This is a genomic window from Burkholderia sp. HI2500, assembly GCF_002223055.1.
Classification (GTDB): Bacteria; Pseudomonadota; Gammaproteobacteria; order Burkholderiales; family Burkholderiaceae; genus Burkholderia.
Window position 1 is genome coordinate 2,542,969 of the sequence record NZ_NKFL01000006.1, and the last position, 25,239, is coordinate 2,568,207.

A 25,239-nucleotide genomic window follows, 5' to 3' on the forward strand; every position below is an offset into this window, starting at 1 on the left:
GCCCACGACAATCGACACGCGTTCATGCCGTGCCACCGTGTGCGAAGTGCGCAACGTCCTGTTCTTGTGTCCCGACTCCCCGCTCCGGCGCACCGCGCCGTCGAGCGATGCCTGCCAACGCGCCGCGCAGGTGCGCGAGCGTCACCGGTTTCGTCAGCACGCAGTCGATGCCCGCGTCCGCATACTGCCGCCGGTCGGCGGGCGCGACATGCGACGTCACGACCACCACGTCACCGCCCATGCCGAGATCGCGCACGGCGTTCGCCAGCGCGCAGACCGACATGTCCGGCAGGCCGGCGTCCACCAGCAGCATGTGCCACGCTCCGGTGGCCAGCAGGTCGAGCGCCGCTTCGGCCGACCCGGCCGTCTGCACCTCGCAGCCCAGCACGTCAAACTGCTCACGCAACAGGGTGCTGGTGACGGAATCGATGCCGGCGAGCACCACACGCCATGCGCCCGGACGAGCGGCTTCCACGTGCGTGAGCGCCGGCCGTTGCGCGGCAAGGCCGCCGGTGTCGGTCATCGCTTGCCCGAGCGCGGCCTTGAAGCCACTCAGCGCATAACTCGACACGCGTATCGTCCTGCCCGCCCGATAGGCTCGCAGCGGGCCGTCCGGCGTGGCGAGCACGACCGGGCACGCGCCGCCCAGGCCGTCGAGCTCCACGCGCGACCAGGCGTCCGAATCGCCGAACAGGACGATCGCGGCAGCCCGCGCACGACGGTCAGCCGGGATCAGTGCCGGGCGCTCGTAACCGTGGACGTCGAAGCCCCATGCGCGCAGATGCGGCAACGCGAAGCGCTGCCATTCCGTGCGCCCGACGACGATCACCGGCGCGCGCACGCCGCGCGCGGAATGCGCGTCGAGCGGCACGACCGCCTCCCCGAGCGGCACCGTCAACGTGAAGCGGCTGCCGGTGCCCGGCACGCTCGCCACGTCGATCCGTCCGCCCATCGCGACCGCGAGGCGATCGCACAGCGCAAGCCCCAGCCCGGTGCCGCCATAGCGGCGCGTGATCGACGCATCGACCTGCGAGAACGCCTTGAACAGCTTGTGCCGATCGGCGCCCGCGATGCCGATGCCGGTGTCCTCGACCGCGATCGACAACTCGGCGTCGCCGCATCCGGCCGACGCAATCGACACGCGCACCAGCACGTGCCCGCTGGCGGTGAACTTGATCGCGTTGCTCAGCAGGTTGCCGAGCACCTGCCCGAGCCGGGTCGGGTCGCCGCGCATTCGCTGCGCATCGCTCGCGTCGATTTCGCAGAACAGCGACAGCCCCTTCGCCTTCGCGACCGGCGCGAACGCGCCGAGCGTGCGCTCGATCACGCCGATCACGTCGAATTCGATCGCTTCGACGGTCATCGCACCCGCTTCGATTTTCGAGAAATCGAGGATGTCGCTGACGAGGCCGAGCAGCCCCGATGCAGCGGTACGCAGCGTCTGCACGCGGCCGTGCTGTGATGCATCCAGCGCGGAACGATCGAGCAGTTCGAGATTGCCGAGGATCACGTTGAGCGGCGTGCGGATCTCGTGCGTGATCGCCGCCAGGAACGACGACTTGGCCGCGTTCGCCGAATCGGCCGCGCGCACGGCTTCCTCGAGTTGACGAACGAGTTGCCGCCGAGCGGTGACGTCGGCAACCGCGACGATCAGCACGTCGATCTCCTGGTAGCGCGCGCCGCTGGCGCTCACCTCGAGATGCAGCGGCGCCGCGCCGGCATCCGCATCGGCCAGCACGAAATCGGTCTGCATCGTGCCGCCGGCCGCGCCGCCTTCGATGAACGCGTCGTAGCGCGCCACCGCCTGCGCGGACAGCGCGCGATAGTCGCTGCCGAGCCGCGCGAGCATCTCGGCCAGCGCGGGGCTGACGAGCATGAAGTGGCCATCGGCGCGCGAGATCAGGCCGAGGCCGATCGGCGCCGTCTCGATCACGCTGCGGCACAGCGCTTCGCTGTCGAACACGCGCTGCGAGCGCGCATAGACGGACGCGAACACCCGGCGATGGAAGCGCACGAGCAGGATCCACATGATCGCGATGGTGAGCAGCGACGCGCCGAGCAGCAGGCTCGCCCGCCACGCGACGTTCGCGACGACGTCCGTCCACGGCAACGCATACGCCAGCGTCCAGCCCGTTGCATCGAGGGTGCCGTGGAAAATCACGAAGCCGTCGCGGAACGCAGCCTGCTCGGGCTTCGTGCGATCGCGCGACGGATCGAGCGCCAGCAGGCGGCCGGTGCGTGCTTCATCGCCGGCCACGCCGGCGCTCGCCGCGACGAGACGGTTGTCGCCGGTCGTCACGAAGAATACGCCGTCGACCGGATGCTCGATCTGCCACGACAGCAGGTGCTCGGGCGCATATTCGGTGACGAGCACCGCGAACGGCTCGCCGTCGACCTGCGCCTGCGCGGCGAGCCGGATGCGCGCGGCGCCCGATATCGGATCGACGAACGGCGGCAGCCAGTGCACGTGCGGGCGGCCGGTGGTGCCGGCCGCCCGCGCCGGGCCTGTGCCGAAATCGATCCGCAGCGCATCCATCACGCGCGCGCGGCCTTCCGGCGTCGCAAGCACCCCACCGCCGGCGCCCGAATCCGGCACGAGCCCGAGCAGGCCCGTGCGCGTGCTGTAGTGATAGCCGACGAGCGTGTGCCCGCGATTGATCGAACTCGCCGCGCAGATGCGCGCCAGCAGCACCGACAGCGACAGGTAGCGGGCCACCTCGGCTCGGTCGGCAGGCTGCTCCGATACGCCGAACACGACAGATGGATAAGGCTTGATCGCGGTGCGCTCGCCCGCTTCATAGAACGCGTCGACCACCTCGTCGGGCACCGGCCCGGTTTCGCGCCAGATCAGCTGTGCATTGGTCACGCCGTTGCGGAACGACGTCTCGCTCACCTTGATCTCGTTGAGCGTCTGCACCATGCCCGTCAGGAAGTTGTGCCGCTCACCATCGAGATAGCCGTACACGATCGAACCCATCCCGAGCGCGCAGGCGATCAGGATCAGGATCGTGACGACGATCCCGCCGCCGAACACCGAGATGTTCTGATAGCGGCGAATGGATTGGAGCGGACTGTTTGGCATGTCGCAATGCGACGACGCCGGGGCACCGGAACGCGTCTGCATCCGGCTCCGGTATCGCGGACGAAAGTGGCCCAGGGAATTGGAATGCCACGATCATGCCAAACGGTTTTCCTAAAATCAGTCCGAAATGAACGGTTTAGTACACGTCCAATATAAATTAATTACTATTTGGAACTTGAACTAAATCCCCATCCCGATTCGGTCAGCGAGGGTCGGAACGACGTACGTGATCGCCGGGTCCGTGCCGGATGCAAAAAAGCAGGGCAGTGCCATTCTCCGGCCCTCGCCCCGCTTCGAAAAATGCCCGGGCCGGCGGCTGTCGCAGCCGCGTCGTTCGCTCAGTTCTGCGTGAGCGGATTCAGCGTCGTGCACAGGAAACCCGTGCAGTTCTTCGGCGTGAAATAGAACGATGCCATCGCGAGCGGCGGCGTGGTGCCGAGCGCCATGTCGCTCAGATACGCGCTGCCCTGCCCGCCGAACGTGTTCGACTGCTGGACGAAGCTCGCACCGGTCGACTGGATCGCGGCCGACTGGTACGTGAAGGTCGGCGACTGCGTCTGGTCCTTCACGTAGACCCATGAGATCGCCGCGCCGAACGCCATCGCACCCTTCGCGCGATACCCCTTCGCCCCTTCGCTGTTGGCCTGCGCGATGAAGTCGCTGACGGTCGACGCCGGCGCCAGCGCGTCGTACGTATAGGTCGCGCTCGACGCGTTGTTCTTCATGTAGATGTTCGCCTGCACCGATGCCACCGCGATCGGCCCCAGGAACCAGTAGCCCGACTGGCCCTGGCCGTTTGCCTGCGTGAGGAACGCATTCGCGTCGGCCGGCAAGCCCGTCGTCGTGTACGTGTACGTGGCTGACGAGCCGCCGTCCTTGCGATAGAGATCGCCGTACGTGAGCGGCCCTTCGTAGCGGTAGCCGCCCGCCCCTTGCGCATTGGCCGTGTTGACGAAGGACGTCAGGTCGGCCGGGGCGTTCTGCAGCTGGTACGTGTAGGTTTGCGCGGTGCCGTCGTTCACGAAGATCGATTGCGTCCCGCCGTTGCTCGCGCTGTAGAAGTAGTCGCCCAGATAGCGGTAGCCCTTCGCGCCTTCGCTGTTGACCAGCGTCAGGAAGCTCGCCTTGTCGGCCGCGACGGGCTGCGCCTCGTAGCGCCACGTCAGCGTGGCGCCGCCCGAGCCGCCCGAGCCGCCGGAACCACCGCTGCCCCCGCTTCCCGTCCCGCCCGAACCCGTGCCGCCGGTTCCACCGGTGCCGCCGTTGTTGCTCGAGCCCGATCCGCCCGACGCCGCGGGCGAGGAATCGTCGCCGCCGCAAGCGGTCAGCGCCAGACAGGTCAATGCGATCAGGGCAACGGCTTTCATCGGGATCACCTCAATGCAAAAAGGACGAACGAAGCCGGTACGCGCGGATCACGCCGCGCGCACGGACAGTCACGAATCAGGAATCACGAATCGGCCGGCGGTGCATCGCCGGCCCGGGGACGTCAGTTGACCTGCAGCTGGCCACCGCGGCCGAGGCCGCCCTTGACGTCCTGCGCCTTGTAGCTGCGCAGCGCAACGACCATCTTGTTGTATGCGTCGATGAACGCGACAACGGTCGCCTTGCCTTCCGGCGTCGACGAGAAGCCGGCGAGCGCGCCGCCCACGCCGCCGCCGAAGCCGCCCAGCGCCGCACCGTAGTTGGTCGCCGTCGAGCTGCCTTCCGATGCCGCGATCTGCACGGCCGAGCGCACGTCGAACAGCGTCAACGTGACGACCGAGGCCTTCGTCTGCAGGTGGCCGGCCACCGCCGCGACCGCGCTGTTGCCGATCAGCCCGCCGATCATGCTGCCGATGCCGCCGATCGGCGAATCGTTGATGACGATCTGCGGTTCCATGTAATAGTCGGCCGCGACACGCTGGCCCTTCTGCTGCTTCGAGCCCGCACGGTATTCGCCCGAGTTGCGCTGCAGCTGCGTGATGCGCGACAGGCGCGCGTCGCTCTTCTGGTTGCCGATCGACGTGATCACGAAGCAGTTCGACTGTTGCACGGCCAGGCGCAGCAGCGGGTCGATCGTCGTCATCTTGGTCGCGCTGCCGAACGGGCCCCACCAGTCGGCGTTGCGCCCGTCGTCGACCGCGATCGTGCCCAGCGGCGACGTGCAGCGCTGCAGTTGCGAATCGGCGCCGGCGCTCGCGCCGCCGGCCGCCGCGCCCGTCACGCCGGCGTTCTGGCCGCCGGGTGTCACCACGCCGCCGCAGCCTGCCACGGACGCGCACAGCGCTGCCGCCAGCGCACCTTGAGTGAGACGTTGGGAAAGGTTGGTCTTCATGTCGTTGTCGATCGATTTAGAGTCGTTGTTCGGCTTATGTGTTCGTGCGAACTTCGATAAGCCCCCCGGCTGGCGCGCGATGGTGGTCTCCCCGCGACTGCCCCCGTTGCTTCAGGCCCGGTCAGTAGTACCAGTACGTCTGTTGCCAGACGCCGTAGTACGGATAGCCCGAGTACCAGTAGCCGTAATAGCGGTCACGCCATTCCGTGCGCCATTTCCAGTCTTCTTCGTCTTCCTTCTTGGCCTTGCGCGCCAGATCGAGCAGCTTCTTCGACTCCTTGTCGCCGCGGCCGGCCGCGATCGACAGCCACTTCTCCGCTTCGCGCGCGTCGGAGCCCATTTCCTCGAGGCCGAACAGGTAGAAACTGCCGAGCGCCTTCTGCGCCTGCAGGTCGCCACGCTCGGCGGCCTCGCGCATCCACTTGAGTGCCTGGTAGCTGTCCTGGCGCACGCCGTCGCCACGGAAATAACGCAGGCCGAGGTCGTAGGCGGCCTTCGGCTGGGTCTTCGCGGTCTGCTTCAGCGCAGCGATGCGCGGGCTTTCCTGGTCTTCCGAATCGTCCCTATTTTGATAGGAGACCTGATCTTTAGGACGGTCGGAACAGCCGGTGTCGTCGCAGATCCGCACCGTGTTGCTGGTGAGGGACGGATCCTGCGCGCACGCGGCCAATAGCAACAGCAGCCCCGGTGCGATCAAACGGCGGTACATTGTTACTTTCCTCAGGTTTTATTGGCGCCGCAATTCTTCGAGCTATCCCACCCCCGTGAGCTCGCACCCGGTGGCGTGCGGCGCAACGGATACGATCCGCCGACGCCGACACGCACTCCAAGGCTCTCTCAGGTTCTCTCTTCGAATCGTTCCGTCACTGCTTCATTGCTGTCGCTTTTCGTTGTTCCGGCTGTTGCCGGCATCGATCTCCAAACATGACGCGACAAACAATAGTGACGTGGTGAGCAATAATAATGAAGAAAAAAGGCATGTCAAGGTCATTCGCTTTTTCAAAGCTTGCATGACACGTCAGTTTTGATATGCTCACCCTCGCCAAAAACCCCTGGAGACCCCATCGAGATGCCCAACAGCGAGCAGGCCAACGTCGATCTGATCACCGCCAACAAGGTGCGCGACCTACTGAACCGGAACGGGATTCCGCCGCGAAGTCACAACACGACGATCGCGAACGTGCTCGGCCTGAGCTTCTCGGTCGTCACGCGCAAGATGAAAGGCCTGATCCCGTGGAACCTGTCGCAGTTGCAGGACATCGCGACGCACTTCGGCGTGCCGCCCGCGATCCTGCTCGACGACAAGGGCACGCAGCCGGCCGCCGCCGAGATGATCGACGCGACGCTCGTGATCGAGTCGCGGCGCTTTCGCTGCCGCGCCGCGATCTCGACCAAGGCCAGCAGCCAGAGCGAGACGGATTTCGTCGCGCTGCAGTGGCAGGGCGAGTGGCTGATCACCGAGCGTCAGCACGCGCGCGAGGGCCGCACGTATCCGGTCGACGTCATCGAACTGCGCTCGACCCAGCCGAACGTGTATGCGGCGCGCATCGCCGTGGTCGACGATTCGCAGGATGTCGCTGAAACGGTATGTGAATATTTCATCGAAAAAGGCGTGAACGCGATTCCGTACTTCGACGGCACGGCGTTCCGCAAGGCACTGGAGGTCGAGGATTTCGACGGCTACATCCTCGACTGGATGCTCGGCGACCAGACCGCCGCCGAACTCGTGCGCGGCATCCGCTCGAGCGAGAACAGCGGCGCGCCGATCTTCCTGCTGACCGGCAAGATCTCGACCGGCGAAGCCAGCGAGGACGAAATCGCGCACATCGTGTCGCACTACAACGCGCGCTGCGAGGAAAAACCGGTGCGCCTGCCGATCCTGTTCGCCGAAGTGGCGCGCGAACTGAAAATCACGCTGCCGGCCACGGCCGCCGCGAACTGAGACCACAACGACACATCACCATCGCACGACCGAGGGCAAGACATGCGAATCTCGACCATCTGGACCAAGCGCCTGCTGACGGCCTGCCTGCTCGGCATGGCCGCCGCGACCTGGGCCGCTTCGTCGTTCACGTTCACCGTCGACGGCAAGATCGACAAGCACAACCAGCAGGGCAAGACAGCGTACGTGTTTTCCGAGCAGGCGCTGATGGCGCTGCCGCAGCACACGATCGTCACGTCGACGAGCTGGACGCCGAAGGCGGCCTTCACCGGACCGCGCCTGTCCGACATCCTGAAGGCCGTCGGCGCGCACGGCACGCAGATCGAGTTTCGCTGCATCGACGAGTACACGTTCACGATTCCCGTGTCCGACGCCGATCGCTACGGCGTGATCCTCGCGCGGACGATGAACGGCAAGGTGCTCGGCAACGACAACTACGGCCCGCTGTGGATCATGTACCCGCGCGACCAGTATCCCGATGAACTGAAGACGCCGCTCGGCGAAGCCAAGTTCGCGTGGCAGATCATCGGCCTGACGGTGAAATGAAGCGCCGGCGATGGAAAAATAGAAAAATCATCCTGGTCCTCGGCGCGCTGTGGATCATGGGGTTCGCCGCGTGGGCGTTCCTGCTATGGGACCTCCTCGCCACCTCGGTCAACGAAGGCGTGCTCGAAGGGCCGCGCGAAGGCGTGTTCTGGACCGCCGCGCAATACCGCAACGTCTATACGCGGTTCGACCGGCAGTTGATCCTCTACGCGACGCACCAGGACGACGACTTCAATCACGTGCAGATGCAGCTCGACAGCCTGTCGGTGTCGTTCGGCTTTCTGCAGCGGCCGTCGGAAGTATCCGAATACTGGCTGCGCATCCCGCGCGCGCGCAACGAGATCGACGCGCTCGGCGAATTCATGACGCGCCTGAAGCGCGAAGTGCCGTTGCTGCGCGATTCGCCGAAAGACGCGCAGCAGGTGATCGACGAGGTCAATGCGTACTGGCCGAAGGTCAACGGCCTCGCGAACTATTTCCGCGCGATCGAGATGGCGCAGCGCGACTTCACGTTCCATCAGCTGAAGGAAAAGCAGCGCGCGATCCTGATCCTCGGCATCGTGCTCGGCGTGATCCTGTGTGCGCTGTTCCTGCTGCTGTTCTATACGATGCGCACGCGTGACGACCTGCTCGAGCGGCAGGACGCGGCGCTCGACGCGGAACGCAAGGCGTCCGACCGCGCGTTCGAAATGATCGAGGCGAAGAACGCGTTCCTCGGGATGGTCAGCCACGAGTTGCGCACGCCGCTGCAGGCGATCTGCGGATCGGTCGAGATCCTGCTCGCGCGCCCGCAGTCGGAGGCGAACCTGAAGACGATCCGGCGGCTGCAGAATTCCGCGTTGTCGCTCGAGGCGCTCGTCAAGGATCTGACCGACTACATCAAGCTGCGCTCGACGAAGCGCCTCGCCGAACGGGAAACCGTCGGCATGGCGTCGCTGCTCGCCGAGGTGCTCGATCCATTGCGCGAGAAGATCGCGGCGAAGCGGATCGCGATCGCGCAGCAGGTCGAGCCGCACGACCTCACGATCCGTTCGGATCGCAAGCTGCTGCGCCAGGTGCTGTCGAACCTGATCGAGAACTCGGTCAAGTACACGCTCGGCGGGTCGATCGACGTGTCGATCACGCTCGCCGACGCGCCGGCCGGCCCGCAATTGAAGATCGCCGTGCGCGACACGGGCACCGGCATCGCGAAGCCGCACCTGTCGAAGATCTTCGAGCCGTTCTATCGCGCGAACGACGCGGTCGGGCTGCATGTGGACGGGATCGGCATGGGGCTCGCCGTCGTGCGCGAAATCGTGACGACGCTGCGCGGGCATGTGGACGTGCGCAGCGTCGTGGGCGAAGGCAGCGAGTTCGTCGTGACGCTGCCGGCCGAAGTGCCCGGCATCGACACCGCCGGCCACGCGGCCGGCGACGCGCTCGCGCTGCCGCACGCGGCCGTACACCGCGACCGGCGCGCGCTGGTGGTCGACGACGACGACAACGCGCGCGAAACGCTCGGCGCGATGCTGTCGGCGCTCGGCCTCGACGCCGATCTGTGCGGCACCGGGCAGGGCGGCGTCGCGCGCTTCGGTACGGGCCATTACGACATCGTCGTGATCGATCTCGAACTGCCGGACTTGAGCGGCTTCGAAGTCGCGCGGCGCATTCGCACGGTCGCGGTACCCGACGACGACGGCCGGCATCCGGCGATCCTCGGCGTCAGCGCATATGAATCGGCCGCGCTGCGCGAGAACAAGCAGGTGTTCGACGCATTCCTGCCGAAGCCCGTCCACCTGCGCGAACTCGGCACGCTCGTCGAGAAGCTGCTCGCCTGAGCCGGTGTGCCGGCGATGCGCCGCTGGTTGCCGCTTACTCGCCGATCAGGTGCAGCACGATATCGCGGCGGTGCGCCGCGCGGCGATGCTCGAACAGGTAGATCCCCTGCCACGTGCCGAGCACCATGCGCCCCTGCTCGACCGGGATCGACAATTGCACCTGCGTGAGCGCCGTGCGCAGATGCGCCGGCATGTCGTCGGTGCCTTCGGTGTCGTGTTCGTAGCGCGTGGCGTCCTCGGGCGCGAGCGTCGCGAAGTAGCGCTCGATGTCGCGCTGCACCGACGCATCGGCATTCTCCTGGATCAGCAGCGATGCCGAGGTATGGCGACAGAACACGGTGAGCAGGCCGGTGCTGATGGCCTGCTGGTCGACGAACGCGCGCACCTGCGACGTGAATTCGACGAGGCCGCTGCCGCGCGTGTCGATGCCGATATGCGTGATCGCCTGTTGCATCGTCGTGACCTCAGGCAAGTGCAGCGAAGCCGTCGGCTTCGATCTGCTTCGCGTCGGCGGGGCGCACGACGCGCGCGACTTCGACACCATCACGCAGGAACACCAGGGTGGGCCACAGCTTCACGCCGAACGAGCGGCCGAGCGGGCGGCCCGGGCCATCCTCGATCTTCAGGTGCCGCACGGCGGGATGCGCGGAAAACGACGCGACGATCGCCGGCTGCGCGCCCGCGCAAATCCCGCACCAGTTCGCGCCGAATTCGATGACGGTCGGGCCGCCCAGTGCGTCGACTTCCGCGCGCGTCGGCGCGTTGGCGGTGTAGCGTTGCTCGGTATCCATCAGGCCCTCGTGTGCGTTGGCGGAACGAGGCCGCGCGTGCCCGTGTGACGCGGCGGGCGCGGCCTGCGATCTCCTACTGTAGCGGAAAAGCGCGCGCGATGCCGGGCGGTCCTGCCCGGTGCAAATGCCGTTCCTGCCCCCTCCGGAATGACACGACAAGATTCGGAGCGCCACGCCGTCGCGACAGGATCAGCATGCGGACTGATCCCTCAACGAAGGCACCGATCATGAACGCTCCGCATTGCGTCACCGAACCGAACATCCTCTATTTCGGCACGCCCGTCGTGCTGGTCAGCACGCAGAACGAAGACGGCACGGCCAATCTCGCGCCGATCTCGTCCGCGTTCTGGCTCGGCTGGCGCGGCGTGATCGGCATCGCCGCCAGTTCGCAGACCACCCGCAACCTGCTGCGCACCGGCGAGTGCGTGCTGAACCTGCCGTCGTCGGCACAGGCGCACGCGGTCGACCGGATCGCACGCACGACGGGCACCTACCCGGTGCCGGACGGCAAGCGCTCGAAGGGCTACGTGTACGAACCCGACAAATTCGGCACGGCCGGGCTCACCGAGGCGGTATCGCAAACCGTCGCGCCGCCGCGTGCGCTCGAGTGCCCGGTGCATATGGAAGCGGTCGTCGCGGCCACGCATGGGATCGGTGAGGAAACGCCCGACGTGCGTGGCCACATCCGCGTGTTCGAGTTGCGCATCCAGCGCGTGCACGTGCATCCCGACCTGCTGATGGACGGTCATGCGGACCGCATCGATCCGGACAAGTGGTCGCCGCTTATCATGAGCTTCCAGAAATTTTACGGCCTTACGCCGCATCAGGTGCATGCATCTCGGCTCGCCGAGATTCCCGAGCGCGCGTATCGCAGCCCGGACATCGAGCGCTCGCGCGATGCGGGCGTGCCGGCCGGCGCGGGGCGGTAGTGGCGTGGGGCGCAATGGCCGGCGCGTTGGGGCAACGACCGCGTATGCCTGAACCGCATCGTTGCCGCCGGACGATAGCGCGGCGCTGGCGTGGCACTCGGCCGGCGCCCGCGTGCCGGCCGGTGCGCAGAGGCCGATCGGATAAGATACGGCCGGCCATGCTCATTGGCCCCTGACCGAACCGACGGAGTGTTTTCAGTGATTCAACCGACCCAAGTATTCAAGGACAACCTCGCGCAACTGCCGGCCATCGACGGCGTCGCGCGCATCGATCTCGTCGGCGCGAACGGCGACGTGGTCGCGACCATCGAGAACCAGCCGGGCAAGCAAGGCTCGCTCGCGGTGTACCACTACCTGAAGCAGGCATTCGGCACGCTCGACGCGAAAGCGGCCGAGCACGGCCTCGCGGTGTTCGCCGAACATACGGCCGACGCACGCAACCGCCCGGGCGCGCATCCGAACGTCGATCGCCTGCTGGCCATCGTCGACGGCGGCGAAGCGCTGCGGATCGACGTCGTCGCGAAGGGCTGAGTCGTCGGGGGCGTGCAGGTGAACTGCCGGCCGATGCGCGCGATCGTGCTACGCGGGCGAAAACCCGCGATCATCGCTCCCGTACCCCTTTTCCCGGAGACAGCCTGCGTGTCCCGTTTCGTTGTGTTGCCGTTTGCCCGCGGTCTGGCTTCGATCGTTTCGATCGCGGCCGTTGCATGTGCCGCGCTCGGCGGTACGGCATCGGCCGAAACGCTGCGTACGACCTCCGATATCGCGGGCGCGTCACTGGTACCGCTCGGCGTGCTGCCGCATTCGCCGGAGAACGGGTCGCTCGACCCGTTCTGCACGCAATATCGCGCGAAGACGACCACCGCGGCCGGCCGTGAAGTCGCGAAGCGCGACTGGATCGTGACTTCAGAAGCGCCGCTCGGCCGCTACACGGTCGTCACGTTCGCGAGCGGATTCAGTGCCGGCACGAGCGCGATCTGTTTCGCGCGCAACGGCAACGTCGGCGTGTTCGACGGCACGACGCTCGTCGCGCTCGGCTACACGGCGCGCAAGGCGGGCTGGCAGCTCGGCACGGCCGATCGGCTGGAAAGCGGCGCGCTGCTGATCTGGGGCGGCGACGGCCCGGCACCGCCCGTCGGCGAGTTGCATGAAGAGAACGGTGGCCTGCGCTTGACCGGCGTCGCGGCTGAAAGCACATACTGCCAGGGCCGCGCGGTCGTGCCCAACGTGTACGGCAAGCCGCTCGACGTCGCGCGCCGGATCCTGATCGCGAAAGGCTGGCAACCGCTGCGCCCGCGCGAGAAGCCGGATGCGATGGACGGCGCGGCGACGCTCGCGAAGCACGGCATCATCGAAGCCGAAGCATGTTCGGGCACCGGCATGGGCTATTGCGCGCTGCGCTACCGGAGCGCCGCCGGCGTGCTCGGCGTGACGACGGTCGGCGGCGAGCCGGACAAGCCGTCCGCGAACACCGTGATCGATTATCAGGTGGCTTGCCGCAAGCGTTGAACGATGCGGCGGTCGCGCACGCAGGCGCTGCATCGGTGTGTGCCGTTGATACAGCGTCGAGCACGATCGGCGTGCCGCAGGCAGCGCGTCTGGGTTGACGATCGACCTCGACGGCCCGCCAGACCATCGTCCGTTCGTTCGATTGACCGGCCTCGCGCGCCCTCCTAAACTGACCTCCCTTTTACGCAGCATCCACAAAAGGGGCTCCCATGCTCGACCTCTCCACGCTCGCACTGTTCTCCGGCGCGTGTCTCGCGCTGACCGCCACGCCGGGCCCCGACATGCTGCTGATCGCGTCCCGCAGCGTGAGCCAGGGCCCGCGGGCAGGCTTCGCGACACTCGCGGGCATCCAGGCCGGCACCTACTGCCACGCGCTGGCGGCCGCGCTCGGGCTGTCGCAGCTCTTCGTCGCGGTGCCGCTCGCCTATGACGCCGTGCGCTTCGCGGGCGCCGCCTATCTGCTGTATCTCGCGTGGAAGACATTCCGTTCGGATGCGACCGCACTGTCGCCCGTCGCGTCGCCGCGACGCCACTCGAGCGCGGCGATCTTCCGCCAGGGGCTGACGACGAACCTGCTGAACCCGAAGATGGCGCTGTTCGTGCTCGCGCTGTTTCCGCAGTTCGTGCGGCCCGAACATGGTTCGATCGCCGTGCAGATTCTCGTGCTGGCGACGGTGCTGAACCTGATCGGCATCGTTGTGAACGGCGCGGTCATCCTGTCCGCGAGCCGGCTGAGCCAGCGGATCGGCGCGCGCCGCCGCCCGTCGAAGCTGCCGCAATATCTGCTCGGCTCGGTGTTCGTGGGGCTGGCGGCGCGGTTGGCGGTGGCGGGGCGGCAGTAGTCATGAACCTGTCGGAGAATCACGCTGGCGCAATCGAATTGATGAGGTTTGATATGGGAACGTATGACGATCTGCGCAAACGCGCATTGTCCGACCCCGAGTCGCGCGCTGAATACGAACGACTGAACCGCGAGGAATTTGCAGCGCTCGACGCAATGCTCGCTGCCCGGCGAGCGGCCGGCGTAGCGTCGACCGATATCGTGGAAAGCACGGAGCCGAGCGCGCCCACTGTGGAGTAACACCGGCTCGCGTTCGTGGCGAGCCGGCGTGCGCCATCACTCGATACGCTGCTCAAGCGGGCGTCGGCCGGTGACAAAAGGTTCGTGTCCCCGCTCGCTTGAGTCAAACGCTATCCGGATCGTCACCTTCGGACACGTTTTCAACGTGCTTGCGCGTATCCGCCACGACCTTCAACGCCGCGCTGTCGAGCAAACTCGCCGGCGTCACCGTGCGGCGGCGCCACGGAATCCGGCCGAAGTACCAGACCCGCCAGAAGCCGAGCGGATGATCGGGATTCCGGCGCAGCAGCCTGTCGAAGGTCTCGACGTCGCCGAGCACGATCCGCGTCGCATCGCGCACGACTTCGCGCACGAACCGCGAGCAAAACTGCCGGCGCGACGCAAGATTGAACCCCGTGTCGTAGACCACGCCGATCCGGCGCATCGCCGCGTCAACAAGCCGGCGCCGCTGCGCGGCATCGAGCGGCTGCTTCAGCCGCGCGATCACGCACGCGCCGCGATCGGAGCGCGCAAGAAACCGCGACATCGTCGTGACGCGCGATAGCGGAAACGTGCTCTCCGCAATCAACGGCTCACCGCCGCGCTCGCCGACGACGATCCCGACGTGATTCGTCCACGAACGCGTCGCGCTCGCCACTTCGAGAAACGGCCGCACGGTCACGCGGATAAAGACGATGTCGCCGATCTCTGGCTCGATCGGCAACCGCATGTCATGCGGATCGTGTGAACCCACGGAGAAGAGACGCCGCCGGCCCGCTTCCGGCGAACGGATCATGAGCGGCTGGCAGCCGGTATCGACACGCATACGGACCTCGCGCGAGTGGGGATGCCGCGAGCATGTCAGCCGCCGCCGCGCGCCGCATCCGCTTCTTGCGCAAGGGCGGGTATCCGCGCCGCCGGGTGGCGGATTTCGATACCCGTGCGCGTACCGCCGCGCTTCGTTCAGCGCGTCGCGCCCAGCGCCACGCGCAGCCGCTCCATCAACTGCGTGTAGTACCGCAGCACGTCGTCCTTCGGCACGACATTCGCCGTCGCGAAACGGTCCGACCACGCCGGCTTCCATTCATACGAGCCGTGCACGCTGCGATCGCCGTCGGGCGCCTGGACCAGCGAACGGATCCGCGCATCGCGGCCCGGGCCCGTATGCACGTCGAACAGCGCGTGGATGTACGTGTGATACGCGTCGTACACGTCGTCGTCGAACAGGTAGCGGTAGATATGGAACGTGCGGTCGAGGTCGCGCTTCGCGCGGATCACGTCGTCCGGCGAGATGTCCTTCCAGTAGCCGATCCACGTGTAGAAGCACAGCAGCGCATTGAGCTGCGGCGCGACCGCGTCGTACAGCGCGAGCCGCTTCTCGATCAATCGCTGGTTGGTCCACTGCACGAGTTCGAGCCGCTTCAGCCGGCGCGCGACGAGCCAGCCGAGACACGCGACCGACAACGGCGTCAGCACGCCCAGCACGAGCTTGACGATTTCCAGCGAATTCCACGGAGTGTTGATTGGCTGCATGAATGGCTCGACAAGAAATAACGCATTCGCGCCGACGCACGATCCGGCGCGCAGCGCCGCCTGCCCGATTGCGTCGACATTGACCGTTAGTTGCTTGCGCATCGAACGTCGCGCAACCACTCAGGCAACAGGTTCGAAGCAGCGTGATTCGTCAGTCTATCGGACGATTGTCACCGAGCCGTGACCGCTCGTCGACCCGTCGTCGTCGCGTGGCCATGCACTCGCGTCACGCTAGGTCGGGAGCGCCGACGTGAGCTTGACCTTCTGCATCGGGATGTCGGTCTTCACGCTCAGCACACCCGGAATGCGCGTGAGGTATTCCATCTGGAAACGCCGGTAATCATCGATGTCGGCCGCGACGACGCGCAGCAGGAAATCGCAATCGCCCGCCATCAGGTGGCATTCGACGACTTCCGGCATCTGCTGGACGGCCTCCGCGAAACGGTTCACCGATTCTGCGTCCTGCCCCTTCAGCCACACGCGCGTGAAGATCGTCAGCCCCTTGCCGACTTTCGCGGGATTCAGCACGGCCACGTATTTCTCGATCACGCCGGCTTCCTCGAGGAGGCGCACGCGCCGCAGGCACGGCGACGGCGACAGCCCGACCTCGTGCGCGAGTTCCACGTTCTGCATGCGGCCGTCGCGCTGGAGCGCGCTCAGGATCCGGCGGTCGATGGCGTCAAGTTTCATTGGCATTCGATTCCAAAAAATTTTCAAATCACGCGTTCAGTGCCAAATTCTGAGAAAAATCTGGCCACAACGCAACCCGATTCGAGTCAAAAAAGCAGACAATTCCTCCCCCGAAGGAGGAGTAATGAGCAGTAGCGTTTCAACGTCGTCAGGGCTTCGCGACAAGCCCGCCTATGTCGCCGAGATGGGCCGCGGATTGCGTGCGGCGCTGCCCGTCATGCTGGGTTTCGTGCCGTTCGCGCTCGTGCTGGGCGCGCAGGCCGCGCAGAAAGGGCTGAGCCTGTTCGAAGTGCCGATGATGACCGGCATGAACTTCGGCGGCGGCTCCGAATTCGCGGCGATCCATCTGTGGTCATCGCCGCCGCACATCGCGCTGATCGTCGCGATGTCGTTCCTCGTGAATTCGCGCCACATCCTGATGGGCGCCGCATTCGAGCCGTATATCCGCCGCCTGCCGCGCCGCCGCGCGTTCTTCGCGCTGTTCTTCATGTGCGACGAAAGCTGGGCGATGTCGCTCGCCGACGCCCGGGCGCGCTCGGCCACGCACATCAGCGTGCCCTATTACGCGGGCATCTGCATGGGGCTCTACCTGACGTGGATCTCGATGACCACGCTCGGCGCGGCGGTCGGCCCGACGATCGGCAACGTCGAGCAATATGGCTTCGACATGGCGTTCACGGCCGTGTTTCTGGTGCTGCTGCGCGGGATGTGGAAAGGAATGCGGGCAAGCCGCCCGTGGTTCGTGAGCCTCGTGGTCGCAGCGGCCACACACCTGGCCGTGCCCGGCGCATGGTACGTCGCGACCGGCGCCTGCGCGGGGCTGATCGCCGCGCTGCTGTGGGAGCCGCGCGATGCCTGATTTCCCGGATTTCAGCACGGTCGCGACGATCGTGCTGATGGCGTCGACCACCTATCTGTCGCGCATCCTCGGCTACGTGCTGCTGCGCAACCGCACGCTGAGCCCGCGGATGGCGTCGGTGATGGAGAACGTGCCCGGCTGCGTGCTGATCTCGGTGATCGCGCCGGCCTTCGTGTCGACGCGCCCGGCCGACCTGCTCGCGCTGGCCATCACGCTGATCGCGGCGACGCGCCTGTCGATCCTGCCGACCGTCATCGTCGGCGTCGTGTCGGCCGGCCTGCTGCGGCACCTGCTCGGCTGAGCGGTTCCGACCCGCCGCGCGCACCGCGGCACGGCCACCGACGAACGGGCGCGCGATGCGCCCGTTTTCACATCCGCGCCCACCGCGCGACACGACGATCCTCACGCGGGAATGCTAGCCTTGTGGCTTGCGCCACGCTGCATTCCCCTCTCATTGCCCAACTCCGCGAGGATCGTCCCGATGCCAGAAACCCGCCCGCTGTTCGACCGCGTCCTGCTCACCAACGACGACGGAATCGACGCCCCCGGCCTTGACGTGCTCGAACAGGTCGCCACGCAACTGGCGCGCGAAGTGTGGATCGTCGCACCGGCGGAAGACCAGAGCGGCACGTCGCACTCGCTGAGCCTGCACGAACCGCTACGCGTGCATCGCAAGGGCGAACGCCGCTTCGCGGTGCGCGGCACGCCCGGCGATTGCGTCGCCATCGCGATCAGCCACCTGATGAAGGACGCACGGCCCGACATCGTGCTATCCGGCGTCAATCGCGGTGGGAATCTCGGCACCGAAACGGTGTTTTCCGGCACGGTGGGCGCCGCGATGACGAGCATGCTGGTCGGCGTGCCGGCCATCGCGCTGAGTCAGGCCTTCATCGATCGCAACGCGGTGCCGTGGGACACGGCACGCACGCTTGCGCCGGACGTCATTCGCCAGCTCGTGGCCGCGGGCTGGGACGGCGACGCCTGCCTGAACGTGAATTTCCCGCCGCGGCCCGCGCAGGACGTGCGCGGCCTCAAGGTGACGAACCAGGGCGCCGGTACGCTGCAGGGCGTCGAGATCGTGTCGGGGCGCGACCCGCGCGACCTCGAGTATCACTGGCTGAAGCTCTCGCGCGCGCCGCGCGACGACGATGCGGATTCGGAAACGGTCGCGCTGGGTGACGGGTATGTCGCCGTCACGCCGCTGAAGTTCGAGCGCACGCACGATCAGGCACTCGCGCAACTGCGGTCGCGGCTCGGCTGATCGCGTCGTTTGGCAAGTTAGCGGTCGCGGTAATCGCGCAGGTGACATCTGCGCGCGGGTTCGCGGCCGCTTCACTGCATTACTGCATTCCCGCTTCTCCGCTTCTCCGCTTCTCCGCTTCTCCGCTTCTCCGCTTCTCCGCTTCTCCGCTTCTCCGCTTCTCCGCTTCTCCGAGTCTTCGAGTCTTCGAGTCTTCGAGTCTTCGAGTCCCCGAGTCCCCGAGTCCCCGCTTCAAGTCAGGTTCATTCCCCCGTCGAGCATCACGATCTCGCCCGTCACGTAATCGGACGCGACGAGCATCGCGACCGTCTGCGCGATGTCATCCGGCGTCGCCGGACGGCGCATCGGCGCGCGCTCGCGCCAAAGCTGCTGCGCATCCGTCCAGTCGGCCGTGAGCGGCGTATCGACGAGCCCCGGCGCGACCGCATTGACGCGAATCGCCGGCGCGAGCGTTTTCGCGAGCAGCCGCGTCGTGTGATTGAGCGCGGCCTTCGCCGCCGCATACGGAATCGACGCGCCTTTCGGCCGCACGCCCGCATGCGAGCTGACGTTCACCACGCACCCGGCCCGCCCATGCGACGCCGCCTCGCGCAGCGCGGCCTCCGCCTCGGCGACGAGCCGGAACGGCGCAATCACGTTGATCTCGTGCATCTCGCGCCACACGTCGGGCGTCGCCGCAGCGAGATCGTCATGCGGAATCACGCGGCTGACGCCCGCATTGTTGACGAGCACGTCGAGCCGCCCGTGCATGGCCACGGCTTCGCGGATCAGCCGCACACGCTCGTTATCGTCGGCGAGATCGGCCTGCACATAGGCCGCACCGAGTTCGCGCGCCATCGCACGTCCCTCGTCGGCCGAGCGGCGCGAATGCAGGATCACCGCGTAGCCGTCCGCCGCCAGACGGCGCGCGATCGCCGCGCCGATCCCCGACGTCGATCCGGTGACGAGCGCGACCGGCCGATGCACGCGCGATGCGCGCGGCTCGGCGACGGTTTCGGTTTCAGGTTCCGTTTCGGAAATCGGGGCAGACATCGGCGGGAGCGGCGCGTCCATATCGGGGAACCCTGTCAGTGGCGTTCCCGCATCATAAGCGCGACGACGCCCCATGACACGAACGTGACGGCGACCACCACCGGGATTGAATCGGTCAAGCCGAAGCGGCCGGCCGTCAGGTGCCGGATCCATTCGATGCCGAGCCGGAGCGGCATGAGCGATCTGCCGGCCGGGACGGAAACCATCGCCTGCTGTCGCGCCCCGTTTGCGTGTGAGCCGCCGAAGCAGTCACCGCGTTGGCGCATGGCGTCCCCGCCGCGCGGCCCAAGGACAGATCCCCGGGGCAGGCCGCTTCCTGCCTCGCGGCCGCGGCCCGCACCGTCGCGTCAAATGAAGGGGAAGAGACGCGGCCCGCGTCGCAGCGGGCCGCTAGCAGCCGCTACGTGCCGGCCAGCGCCAGCGACGGCGCGAGCGCGCTGTTCGGATCCTGCCCGTTCCAGGTGCTCACCCATGCGTCGTTCGGCGTCGACCCCATCACGAAGTCGAGCGTGCCGCCGGCCTTCATCTCGTCGTACGTGATATACGGCCGATGCAGCGGCGTGCCGTTCAGGCTGACCGACTGGACATAGCGATTGACCGATGACGGCGCGCCGCCGCCGGCCGTATGCGCGGTCACCTTGAAGCGCCGCGTCGCGCCGAACTTCAGGCTCTTGCCGTCCCCGCCGCCCGACGCCACCGGAATGTCGATCGTCGCCTCCTCGAACAGCGGCGTGCCGAGGTAGAACACGCCGCCCACCGGATTCAGCGAATAAATGCCAAGCGCGGACAGCACGTACCACGCGGACAACTGCCCGCAATCGTCGTTGCCGGGAATCGCCGCATCGCGCACGCGGCGCGGATCGGCCAGCGTGGCCTTCAGGCTGTCGCCACTGAGCAGCGCGCGATCGCCGGCCGTCAGCGTCAGCGAGTACATGTCGTCCATCACCGACCGCACGCGATCCTGCGTCTTCGACGGCATCCCCGCGACGTCGTACAGGTACGGCAGGTGGTTCGCCGGCTCGTTCCCCGCGAAGAACTGGCCGCTGCGTCCGGTCAGGTCCGGAAAGCCCTGGTTGTTGAGGAAGGTCAGCGGATTGGCCGGATCGAACGTGCGGTCGAGCTGCGCGATGAACTGGCTCTTGCCGCCGAGCAGCGCCACGAGGCCGGGGAAGTCGTGGAAGATGTTCCACGTATCGACCCACGAATTCGATTCGGAGAAGTCCGTCTTCTCGGCGGCCGTCGGGTCGAAGCCCGCGACCCAGTTGCCCTGCGCATCCTTCGGCTGCGCAAACTTCCAGCCGTTGTTCGGCACCGGGTTGAACACGTTCCGGTAGTTCTGGCTGCGCTGCAGGTAGGGCCGGTAGTCGGCCGTGCTCTTGCCCGCCGCCTTGCCGACCGCGGCCGTCGCCCAGTCGTCGAACGAATAGTCCTGCGTCGTCGACACCGATGCGTTGTCGCCCGCGGTCACGTAGCCGCTCTGCCGGTACTGGTCGAAGCCGTGCGCGCTCGCGTTCTGCGTGGTCGTCAATGCAGTCCAGATGTCGTCGATGCCCGCGCTCGTCAGGTGCTTCAGGTATGCATCGGCGATCAGCGGGATCGACGGGTGGCCGGCCATCGTGAAGGTTTCCGTCTGCGCGAGCGGCCACACCGGCAGCTCGCCCTTGCCGTTCTGCCTGAACTGCGTGAGCAGCGACTTCACCCAGCCGTCGACGCGCTCGGGCTGCACCAGCGTCATCAACGGCGACTCGGCGCGGAAGGTGTCCCACAGCGAGAACGTCGACGAATAGTCGAAGCCCGGATTCGCATGCTTGCTCGTGGTCGGCGGCGACGTCGTGCCGTCGTTGGTCGAATCGGTGCCGACGTAGCTGCCGTCCGCATTGTTGTAGACGGTCGGCGCGAGCATCGTGCGGTACAGCGACGTGTAGAACATCGTCCGCTGGTCGGCGCTGCCGCCCTTGATCCGGATCCGGTCGAGCGCGGCGCTCCACACGCGCTCGGCCGCGCCGCGCACCTGGTCGAACGACTTCGCGCCGACTTCCGAGGCGAGATTGGCCTGCGCATCCGCGACGCTCGACGGCGAGATGCCGACCTTCACCGTCACCGCGCCGCCGCTGTCGTTGCCGTCGGCGAACGTCAGGTAGGCCTTGAAGCCGTCGGCGCTGAATGCAACGCGCTTCGTATCGAACGGCTTCGAGAAACGCGCGACGAAATACGTCGGCTTGTTGTTCGCCCAGTTGTTCGTGATCTCCCAGCCGGCGATCGTCTGCGCATCGATCACCTGGAGCTTGCCGCTCGCGGTCGAGCCGCCGATCGGGTTGTCGATGCTGACGATCATGCTGCGCTTCTGTGCGGCCGCGCTCGGGAAATACGTGTAGCGATGCACGCCCGCATGCGCGGTGGCCGTCATCTCCGCGAGGATCTTCGCGCCCTGCACGTTCCACGGCGTGTTGCCGCTGCCGACCGGCGCCATCTTCACGCGGTAGTAGCCGGGGCTCGCGGTTTCGTCGTCGTGGCTGAACGACGCGTTGTAGGTGATCGACGAATCGGCCGCGACCTTCGCCAGCGTCGCGGTGTCGACCGGCGCCAGCGTCGGCAGGAACCGCACTTCGCCGCCCGAGCCGATGCCGGTGCCCGACAGGTGCGTATGCGTGAAGCCGGTGATGAACGGATCGTCGTACTGGTAGCCCGACGTGCGATCCCAGTTCCACGGCAGCGTGTGCGCACCGCCGGTCGTGTCCGGCCCGAGCTGCACCATCCCGAACGGCACGGTCGCGCCCGGGTACACGTGGCCGTGGCCCCGCACGCCGCTGCTCCAGTCTGCGTTGATGTCGAGATTCGCGGTACCGATCATCGGATCGACGCTGTGCAGCACCGACCGCTTGGCCGCGCCGCCGTTTTCGCCTTGATCGTTCTGATCGCCCTGGTCGTTCTGGTTGCCTTGATCGTTCTGGTTGCCCTGCACGTTCGACCGCTGCGCGAGCACGCTCGCATCCGTCGAACCCTGATCGCCGCCGCACCCCGACAACACGGCAAGGCACCCGATACCCACCACATGACGTAGCTTCATCCGTTCGTCCCTCCCTCTCTCTGCGTCGATCCTGTTGGCAAGAACCGCTCGTTGATCCCCCTGGCCGTTACGGCGCGCTGGCCGCCCGCGGGAACGACGGCATCGCCGATGCGTCGGTGCCCCAGGTCGTGGCGCTCGCGTCGGCCGTCATCGCGTACGACAGCTTTCCGCCCTTCGCGATCTGCTCGAACGGCAGCCACGCGGTGGAGTAAGGTGCGCCGTTCAGCTTCAGCGACTTCACATAGAACGACGCGTTGTCGCCCGAGCCTGCACCCGGCGCGACGATGTGCAACAGTCGGTAGCTGCCGTCCTTCTGCCCGACGCGCACCGTGATCTTCTCGAACTGCGGGCTCGACAGCGCGACGCCGCTGACGCCCGGCACGACCGGATAAAGACCGAGCGCGGCCCACACGTACCAGCCGGAGATCGCGCCGAGATCATCGTTGCCCGGCAGCCCGGCCGCGCCGGTGCCGAACTCGTTCGCGAGCGACGCGTGCAGCACGCGCTGCGTATGCGACGGCGCGCCGGCCCATGCGTAGACCCACGGCACGGCCATCGTCACTTCGTTGCCGACGTAGAAATACGGCTGCACGGTGCCGATGTTCAGGTGCGTGAAGAACGTGTCGAGGCGCTTGACGACCGGCGCGGCGCCGCCCGCCTGCGCGACCACGCCGGCGAGATCGTGCGGCACGTACCACGTGTACTGCTCGGCATTGCCTTCCATGAAGCCGGTGCCGTCGGTGACCCACGCGCCGGCCGACGTCTTCGGCTGGATCGCGCCCTGATCGAACAGGTTGTGCCAGTTGCCGCTCGACTTCAGCAGCGCACCGGCCGTCGTCGTGTCGCCGAGCGCCGTCGCGAAGCGCGACACCGCGAAATCGCGCACCGCATATTCGAGCGTGTTCGACGCGGTCTGGTTGTCGCCCGAGCCCGACGACGGCACGTAGCCGAGCCGGTCGTAGTCCGCGCGGCTGCCCATCACCGGCGTGCCGGCGCACGCGGCGCCCGGCGCCGTGCTGTTCTTCATGATCGACAGCGCGGCCTGCGTGTCGAAGTTCGTCGCACCGAACGCATGGGCGTTCGCGACGATGATCGAGCCCGCATCGCCCGGCATCACGGCCGTCTCGGTATTGAAGTACGCCCAGCGCGGGAACGCGCCGCACGCCTTCGCATCGAGCACGAGCGACTGCACGATGTCGCTGGTGCGCACCGGGTCGAGCAGCGCCTGCAGCTGGATGAACGAGCGGTCGATGTCCCAGCCGGAGAAGTTCGCGTACATCGTGCGGCCTTTCTCGACCTGACGTGTCGGCGCGGCCGCTGCGCCGTTCGACGCGTAGAAGTCCGGATACTGGCCGTTCACGTCGTTGAACACGTTCGGGTGCAGCGACGCGTGATACAGCGCGGTGTAGAACTTCGTCTTGTCGGCGTCGCTGCCGCCGGTGACCTGGATCGCGTTCAGGCGCGCGTTCCACGCGGTGCTCGCCGCGCGGCGCACGGTGTCGAATCGCCAGTTCCGGTTGCCTTGCGCATCCGTCTCCGGATTCTCCGCGCGCAGGTTCGCCTTCGCATTCGCTTCGCTGACGAACGAGATGCCGAGCTTCATCATCACGTCGGGATGCTTGCGGTCGACATTGAACGTCACCGTCACCGGGCTGTTGTTCGACAACGCCGGCTTCGACGCGAACGGCTGGCTGAATTCCGCGTAGTAGTAGACGGGCACCGCATGCCCGGCCCAGCAGAATCCGCCGCCCGCGATCGTGCCCGACAACGCGCGGTCGCCGACCTGGCTGATTGTGTCGGCCGTCGTGCCCTGCGCGCGGTTGTTCAGCACGGTCGGATCGATCGCGATCGTCGCCTGCTGGCCCTGCGCGAGTGCCGGATACGTGAAGCGGGCGAAGCCGGTGCGCACCGTCGTCGTCAGCTCGGCCTTGATGCCGTTGCCGAGCGTGACGCCGTAATAGCCGGCCTGCGCGGTTTCGTTCGCGTGAGTGAAGCTGGCCGGCGTGCCGGCGTCGCCCGGTGCGAGCTGCGGCATCACGTTCAGGTAGCCGCCGTTCGCCCAGCAGCCGGTGCCGCTCAGGTGCAGGATGCTGAATGCATTGATCGACGTGTCGCCGTACCAGTAGCCGCCGGAGAAACCGGAGCCGTCGCCCTTGCTGCTGTCGTATTGGGCAGTCGGCGTCATCGGGCTCCATTGCATCATCCCGAACGGGACCGTCGGCCCCGGGAACGTGCCGCCGCCGAGACCCGAGCCGACCGGGTCGGCCGGCTGGTCGGTCGCGTAGTCGGTGCCGATCAGCGGATTGACGTATTGCGCGACGCGGATGTCGGCGTTTTTCTTCGACGACTCGTTGCCGTTGCTGTTGTCGTTTTCGTTACCGTTGTCGTTGCCGCCGTTGCCGTTTTCATTGCCCTGCGACTGCGCGGCAGCCGACAGGTTCGCCGCGGCCACCGACGGTGAATCGCCATCACCACCGCAGGCAGACAAGACCACGCACAGCGCCAGCAGCGCCGTTCCCAACCCCCAGTTCCTGGACATCGCCCGTCTCCGTATCGTTCTTGAATCAGGATGGTGATTCGAACTACTGAGCTTTAAATCAGGATGCTTTTGATGAATTCCGCTTGCCCGGCCGATCGGTCGAAAATCCCGGGGGCGTGTCGTTATTGCCGAATGCGCACACCGGGAAAAAGACGCGCCGGCATGTGGAAATACCGGCGCCCAGGAGCGGACAATGCGCACAAGCGTGCCCAAATAAACGCGATTTCTCTACCCCGTGTTTTTACGAATTTTTATTTTGTTTATC

The 25,239-nt window shown here is 66.7% G+C and carries 24 protein-coding genes; 11 read left to right on the top strand and 13 right to left on the bottom strand.

What is annotated here, in order from left to right:
• Window positions 1–22 precede the first annotated feature (22 nt).
• The 4 genes from CFB45_RS29110 to CFB45_RS29125 all read right to left on the bottom strand — a co-directional run bounded on the left by CFB45_RS29110 (window position 23) and on the right by CFB45_RS29125 (window position 6,108).
• A complete protein-coding gene (locus CFB45_RS29110) occupies window positions 23–3,082 on the bottom strand; it encodes an ATP-binding protein (RefSeq protein WP_179255110.1) in 3,060 nt (1,019 codons plus the stop codon).
• Between the two features lie 338 nt (window positions 3,083–3,420).
• Complete coding sequence (locus CFB45_RS29115; protein WP_089428522.1) at window positions 3,421–4,449, bottom strand: hypothetical protein; 1,029 nt, start codon at window positions 4,447–4,449, stop codon at window positions 3,421–3,423.
• Between the two features lie 122 nt (window positions 4,450–4,571).
• Entirely contained in the window at window positions 4,572–5,399 is an 828-nt protein-coding gene (locus CFB45_RS29120) for a hypothetical protein (RefSeq protein WP_089428523.1), read from the bottom strand.
• A 121-nt stretch (window positions 5,400–5,520) separates the two neighbouring features.
• Window positions 5,521–6,108 carry a tetratricopeptide repeat protein gene (locus CFB45_RS29125; RefSeq protein ID WP_089428524.1) on the bottom strand — a complete coding sequence of 196 codons (588 nt, stop codon included), beginning with the start codon at window positions 6,106–6,108 and terminating at the stop codon, window positions 5,521–5,523.
• Between the two features lie 360 nt (window positions 6,109–6,468).
• Between CFB45_RS29125 and CFB45_RS29130 the strand changes: the two genes are divergently transcribed.
• From CFB45_RS29130 to atsR, 3 genes are read left to right on the top strand one after another with little or no spacing between them, the layout of a single operon-like run.
• A complete protein-coding gene (locus CFB45_RS29130; RefSeq protein ID WP_089428525.1) occupies window positions 6,469–7,341 on the top strand; it encodes a response regulator in 873 nt (290 codons plus the stop codon).
• Between the two features lie 42 nt (window positions 7,342–7,383).
• Window positions 7,384–7,887 (top strand): molybdopterin-dependent oxidoreductase, encoded by a 504-nt coding sequence (locus CFB45_RS29135; protein ID WP_089428526.1) that lies wholly within the window; start codon window positions 7,384–7,386, stop codon window positions 7,885–7,887.
• Window positions 7,884–9,704 (top strand): hybrid sensor histidine kinase/response regulator AtsR, encoded by a 1,821-nt coding sequence (atsR, locus tag CFB45_RS29140; protein WP_089428527.1) that lies wholly within the window; start codon window positions 7,884–7,886, stop codon window positions 9,702–9,704. Before CFB45_RS29135 ends, atsR begins: the two co-directional genes overlap by 4 nt.
• A 34-nt stretch (window positions 9,705–9,738) precedes the next feature.
• Here atsR and CFB45_RS29145 read toward each other — a convergent pair whose 3' ends face one another.
• Window positions 9,739–10,158 carry a secondary thiamine-phosphate synthase enzyme YjbQ gene (locus tag CFB45_RS29145; protein ID WP_089428528.1) on the bottom strand — a complete coding sequence of 140 codons (420 nt, stop codon included), beginning with the start codon at window positions 10,156–10,158 and terminating at the stop codon, window positions 9,739–9,741.
• Window positions 10,159–10,168: 10 nt separating this feature from the next.
• On the bottom strand, window positions 10,169–10,495 hold the full coding sequence (locus CFB45_RS29150; RefSeq protein ID WP_039369742.1) for a thioredoxin family protein: 327 nt from the start codon (window positions 10,493–10,495) through the stop codon (window positions 10,169–10,171).
• 227 nt (window positions 10,496–10,722) lie between these two features.
• Between CFB45_RS29150 and CFB45_RS29155 the strand changes: the two genes are divergently transcribed.
• The 5 genes from CFB45_RS29155 to CFB45_RS39615 all read left to right on the top strand — a co-directional run bounded on the left by CFB45_RS29155 (window position 10,723) and on the right by CFB45_RS39615 (window position 14,014).
• Window positions 10,723–11,424, top strand: coding sequence for a flavin reductase family protein (locus tag CFB45_RS29155; protein WP_089428529.1), 702 nt, complete (start codon window positions 10,723–10,725; stop codon window positions 11,422–11,424).
• Window positions 11,425–11,622: 198 nt separating this feature from the next.
• Entirely contained in the window at window positions 11,623–11,955 is a 333-nt protein-coding gene (locus CFB45_RS29160) for a DUF2322 family protein (RefSeq protein WP_041493406.1), read from the top strand.
• Between the two features lie 108 nt (window positions 11,956–12,063).
• Window positions 12,064–12,933 (top strand): hypothetical protein, encoded by an 870-nt coding sequence (locus CFB45_RS29165; protein WP_089428530.1) that lies wholly within the window; start codon window positions 12,064–12,066, stop codon window positions 12,931–12,933.
• A 209-nt stretch (window positions 12,934–13,142) separates the two neighbouring features.
• Window positions 13,143–13,775 (top strand): LysE family translocator, encoded by a 633-nt coding sequence (locus tag CFB45_RS29170; RefSeq protein ID WP_089428531.1) that lies wholly within the window; start codon window positions 13,143–13,145, stop codon window positions 13,773–13,775.
• 2 nt (window positions 13,776–13,777) lie between these two features.
• Window positions 13,778–14,014 carry a hypothetical protein gene (locus tag CFB45_RS39615; RefSeq protein ID WP_256978398.1) on the top strand — a complete coding sequence of 79 codons (237 nt, stop codon included), beginning with the start codon at window positions 13,778–13,780 and terminating at the stop codon, window positions 14,012–14,014.
• Window positions 14,015–14,117: 103 nt separating this feature from the next.
• Here the strand turns inward: CFB45_RS39615 and CFB45_RS29180 are convergent, their stop codons facing one another.
• The 3 genes from CFB45_RS29180 to CFB45_RS29190 all read right to left on the bottom strand — a co-directional run bounded on the left by CFB45_RS29180 (window position 14,118) and on the right by CFB45_RS29190 (window position 16,216).
• On the bottom strand, window positions 14,118–14,819 hold the full coding sequence (locus CFB45_RS29180) for a YebB family permuted papain-like enzyme (RefSeq protein ID WP_089428532.1): 702 nt from the start codon (window positions 14,817–14,819) through the stop codon (window positions 14,118–14,120).
• Window positions 14,820–14,956: 137 nt separating this feature from the next.
• Window positions 14,957–15,526, bottom strand: coding sequence for a hypothetical protein (locus CFB45_RS29185; protein WP_069252831.1), 570 nt, complete (start codon window positions 15,524–15,526; stop codon window positions 14,957–14,959).
• 231 nt (window positions 15,527–15,757) lie between these two features.
• Window positions 15,758–16,216, bottom strand: a complete 459-nt coding sequence (locus tag CFB45_RS29190) for an Lrp/AsnC family transcriptional regulator (RefSeq protein ID WP_006486309.1) — start codon at window positions 16,214–16,216, stop codon at window positions 15,758–15,760.
• A gap of 124 nt (window positions 16,217–16,340) precedes the next feature.
• Here CFB45_RS29190 and CFB45_RS29195 point away from each other — a divergent pair, with 124 nt between their 5' ends.
• The 3 genes from CFB45_RS29195 to surE all read left to right on the top strand — a co-directional run bounded on the left by CFB45_RS29195 (window position 16,341) and on the right by surE (window position 18,336).
• A complete protein-coding gene (locus CFB45_RS29195; RefSeq protein WP_089428533.1) occupies window positions 16,341–17,075 on the top strand; it encodes an AzlC family ABC transporter permease in 735 nt (244 codons plus the stop codon).
• Window positions 17,068–17,376, top strand: coding sequence for an AzlD family protein (locus CFB45_RS29200; protein ID WP_011356491.1), 309 nt, complete (start codon window positions 17,068–17,070; stop codon window positions 17,374–17,376). Before CFB45_RS29195 ends, CFB45_RS29200 begins: the two co-directional genes overlap by 8 nt.
• Window positions 17,377–17,556: 180 nt before the next feature.
• Window positions 17,557–18,336: a 5'/3'-nucleotidase SurE gene (gene surE / locus CFB45_RS29205; RefSeq protein WP_089428534.1), complete on the top strand. Its 780-nt coding sequence runs from the start codon at window positions 17,557–17,559 to the stop codon at window positions 18,334–18,336.
• 231 nt (window positions 18,337–18,567) lie between these two features.
• Here surE and CFB45_RS29210 read toward each other — a convergent pair whose 3' ends face one another.
• From CFB45_RS29210 to CFB45_RS29220, 4 genes are all read right to left on the bottom strand, one after another.
• Complete coding sequence (locus CFB45_RS29210; protein WP_089428535.1) at window positions 18,568–19,389, bottom strand: SDR family NAD(P)-dependent oxidoreductase; 822 nt, start codon at window positions 19,387–19,389, stop codon at window positions 18,568–18,570.
• Between the two features lie 14 nt (window positions 19,390–19,403).
• The gene (locus CFB45_RS39175; protein WP_179255111.1) at window positions 19,404–19,544 is read right to left on the bottom strand and encodes a hypothetical protein; all 141 of its coding nucleotides are present in this window, start codon (window positions 19,542–19,544) and stop codon (window positions 19,404–19,406) included.
• 224 nt (window positions 19,545–19,768) lie between these two features.
• Entirely contained in the window at window positions 19,769–22,435 is a 2,667-nt protein-coding gene (locus tag CFB45_RS29215; RefSeq protein ID WP_089428536.1) for a GH92 family glycosyl hydrolase, read from the bottom strand.
• 67 nt (window positions 22,436–22,502) lie between these two features.
• Entirely contained in the window at window positions 22,503–24,974 is a 2,472-nt protein-coding gene (locus tag CFB45_RS29220) for a GH92 family glycosyl hydrolase (RefSeq protein ID WP_089428537.1), read from the bottom strand.
• Window positions 24,975–25,239: the final 265 nt, after the last annotated feature.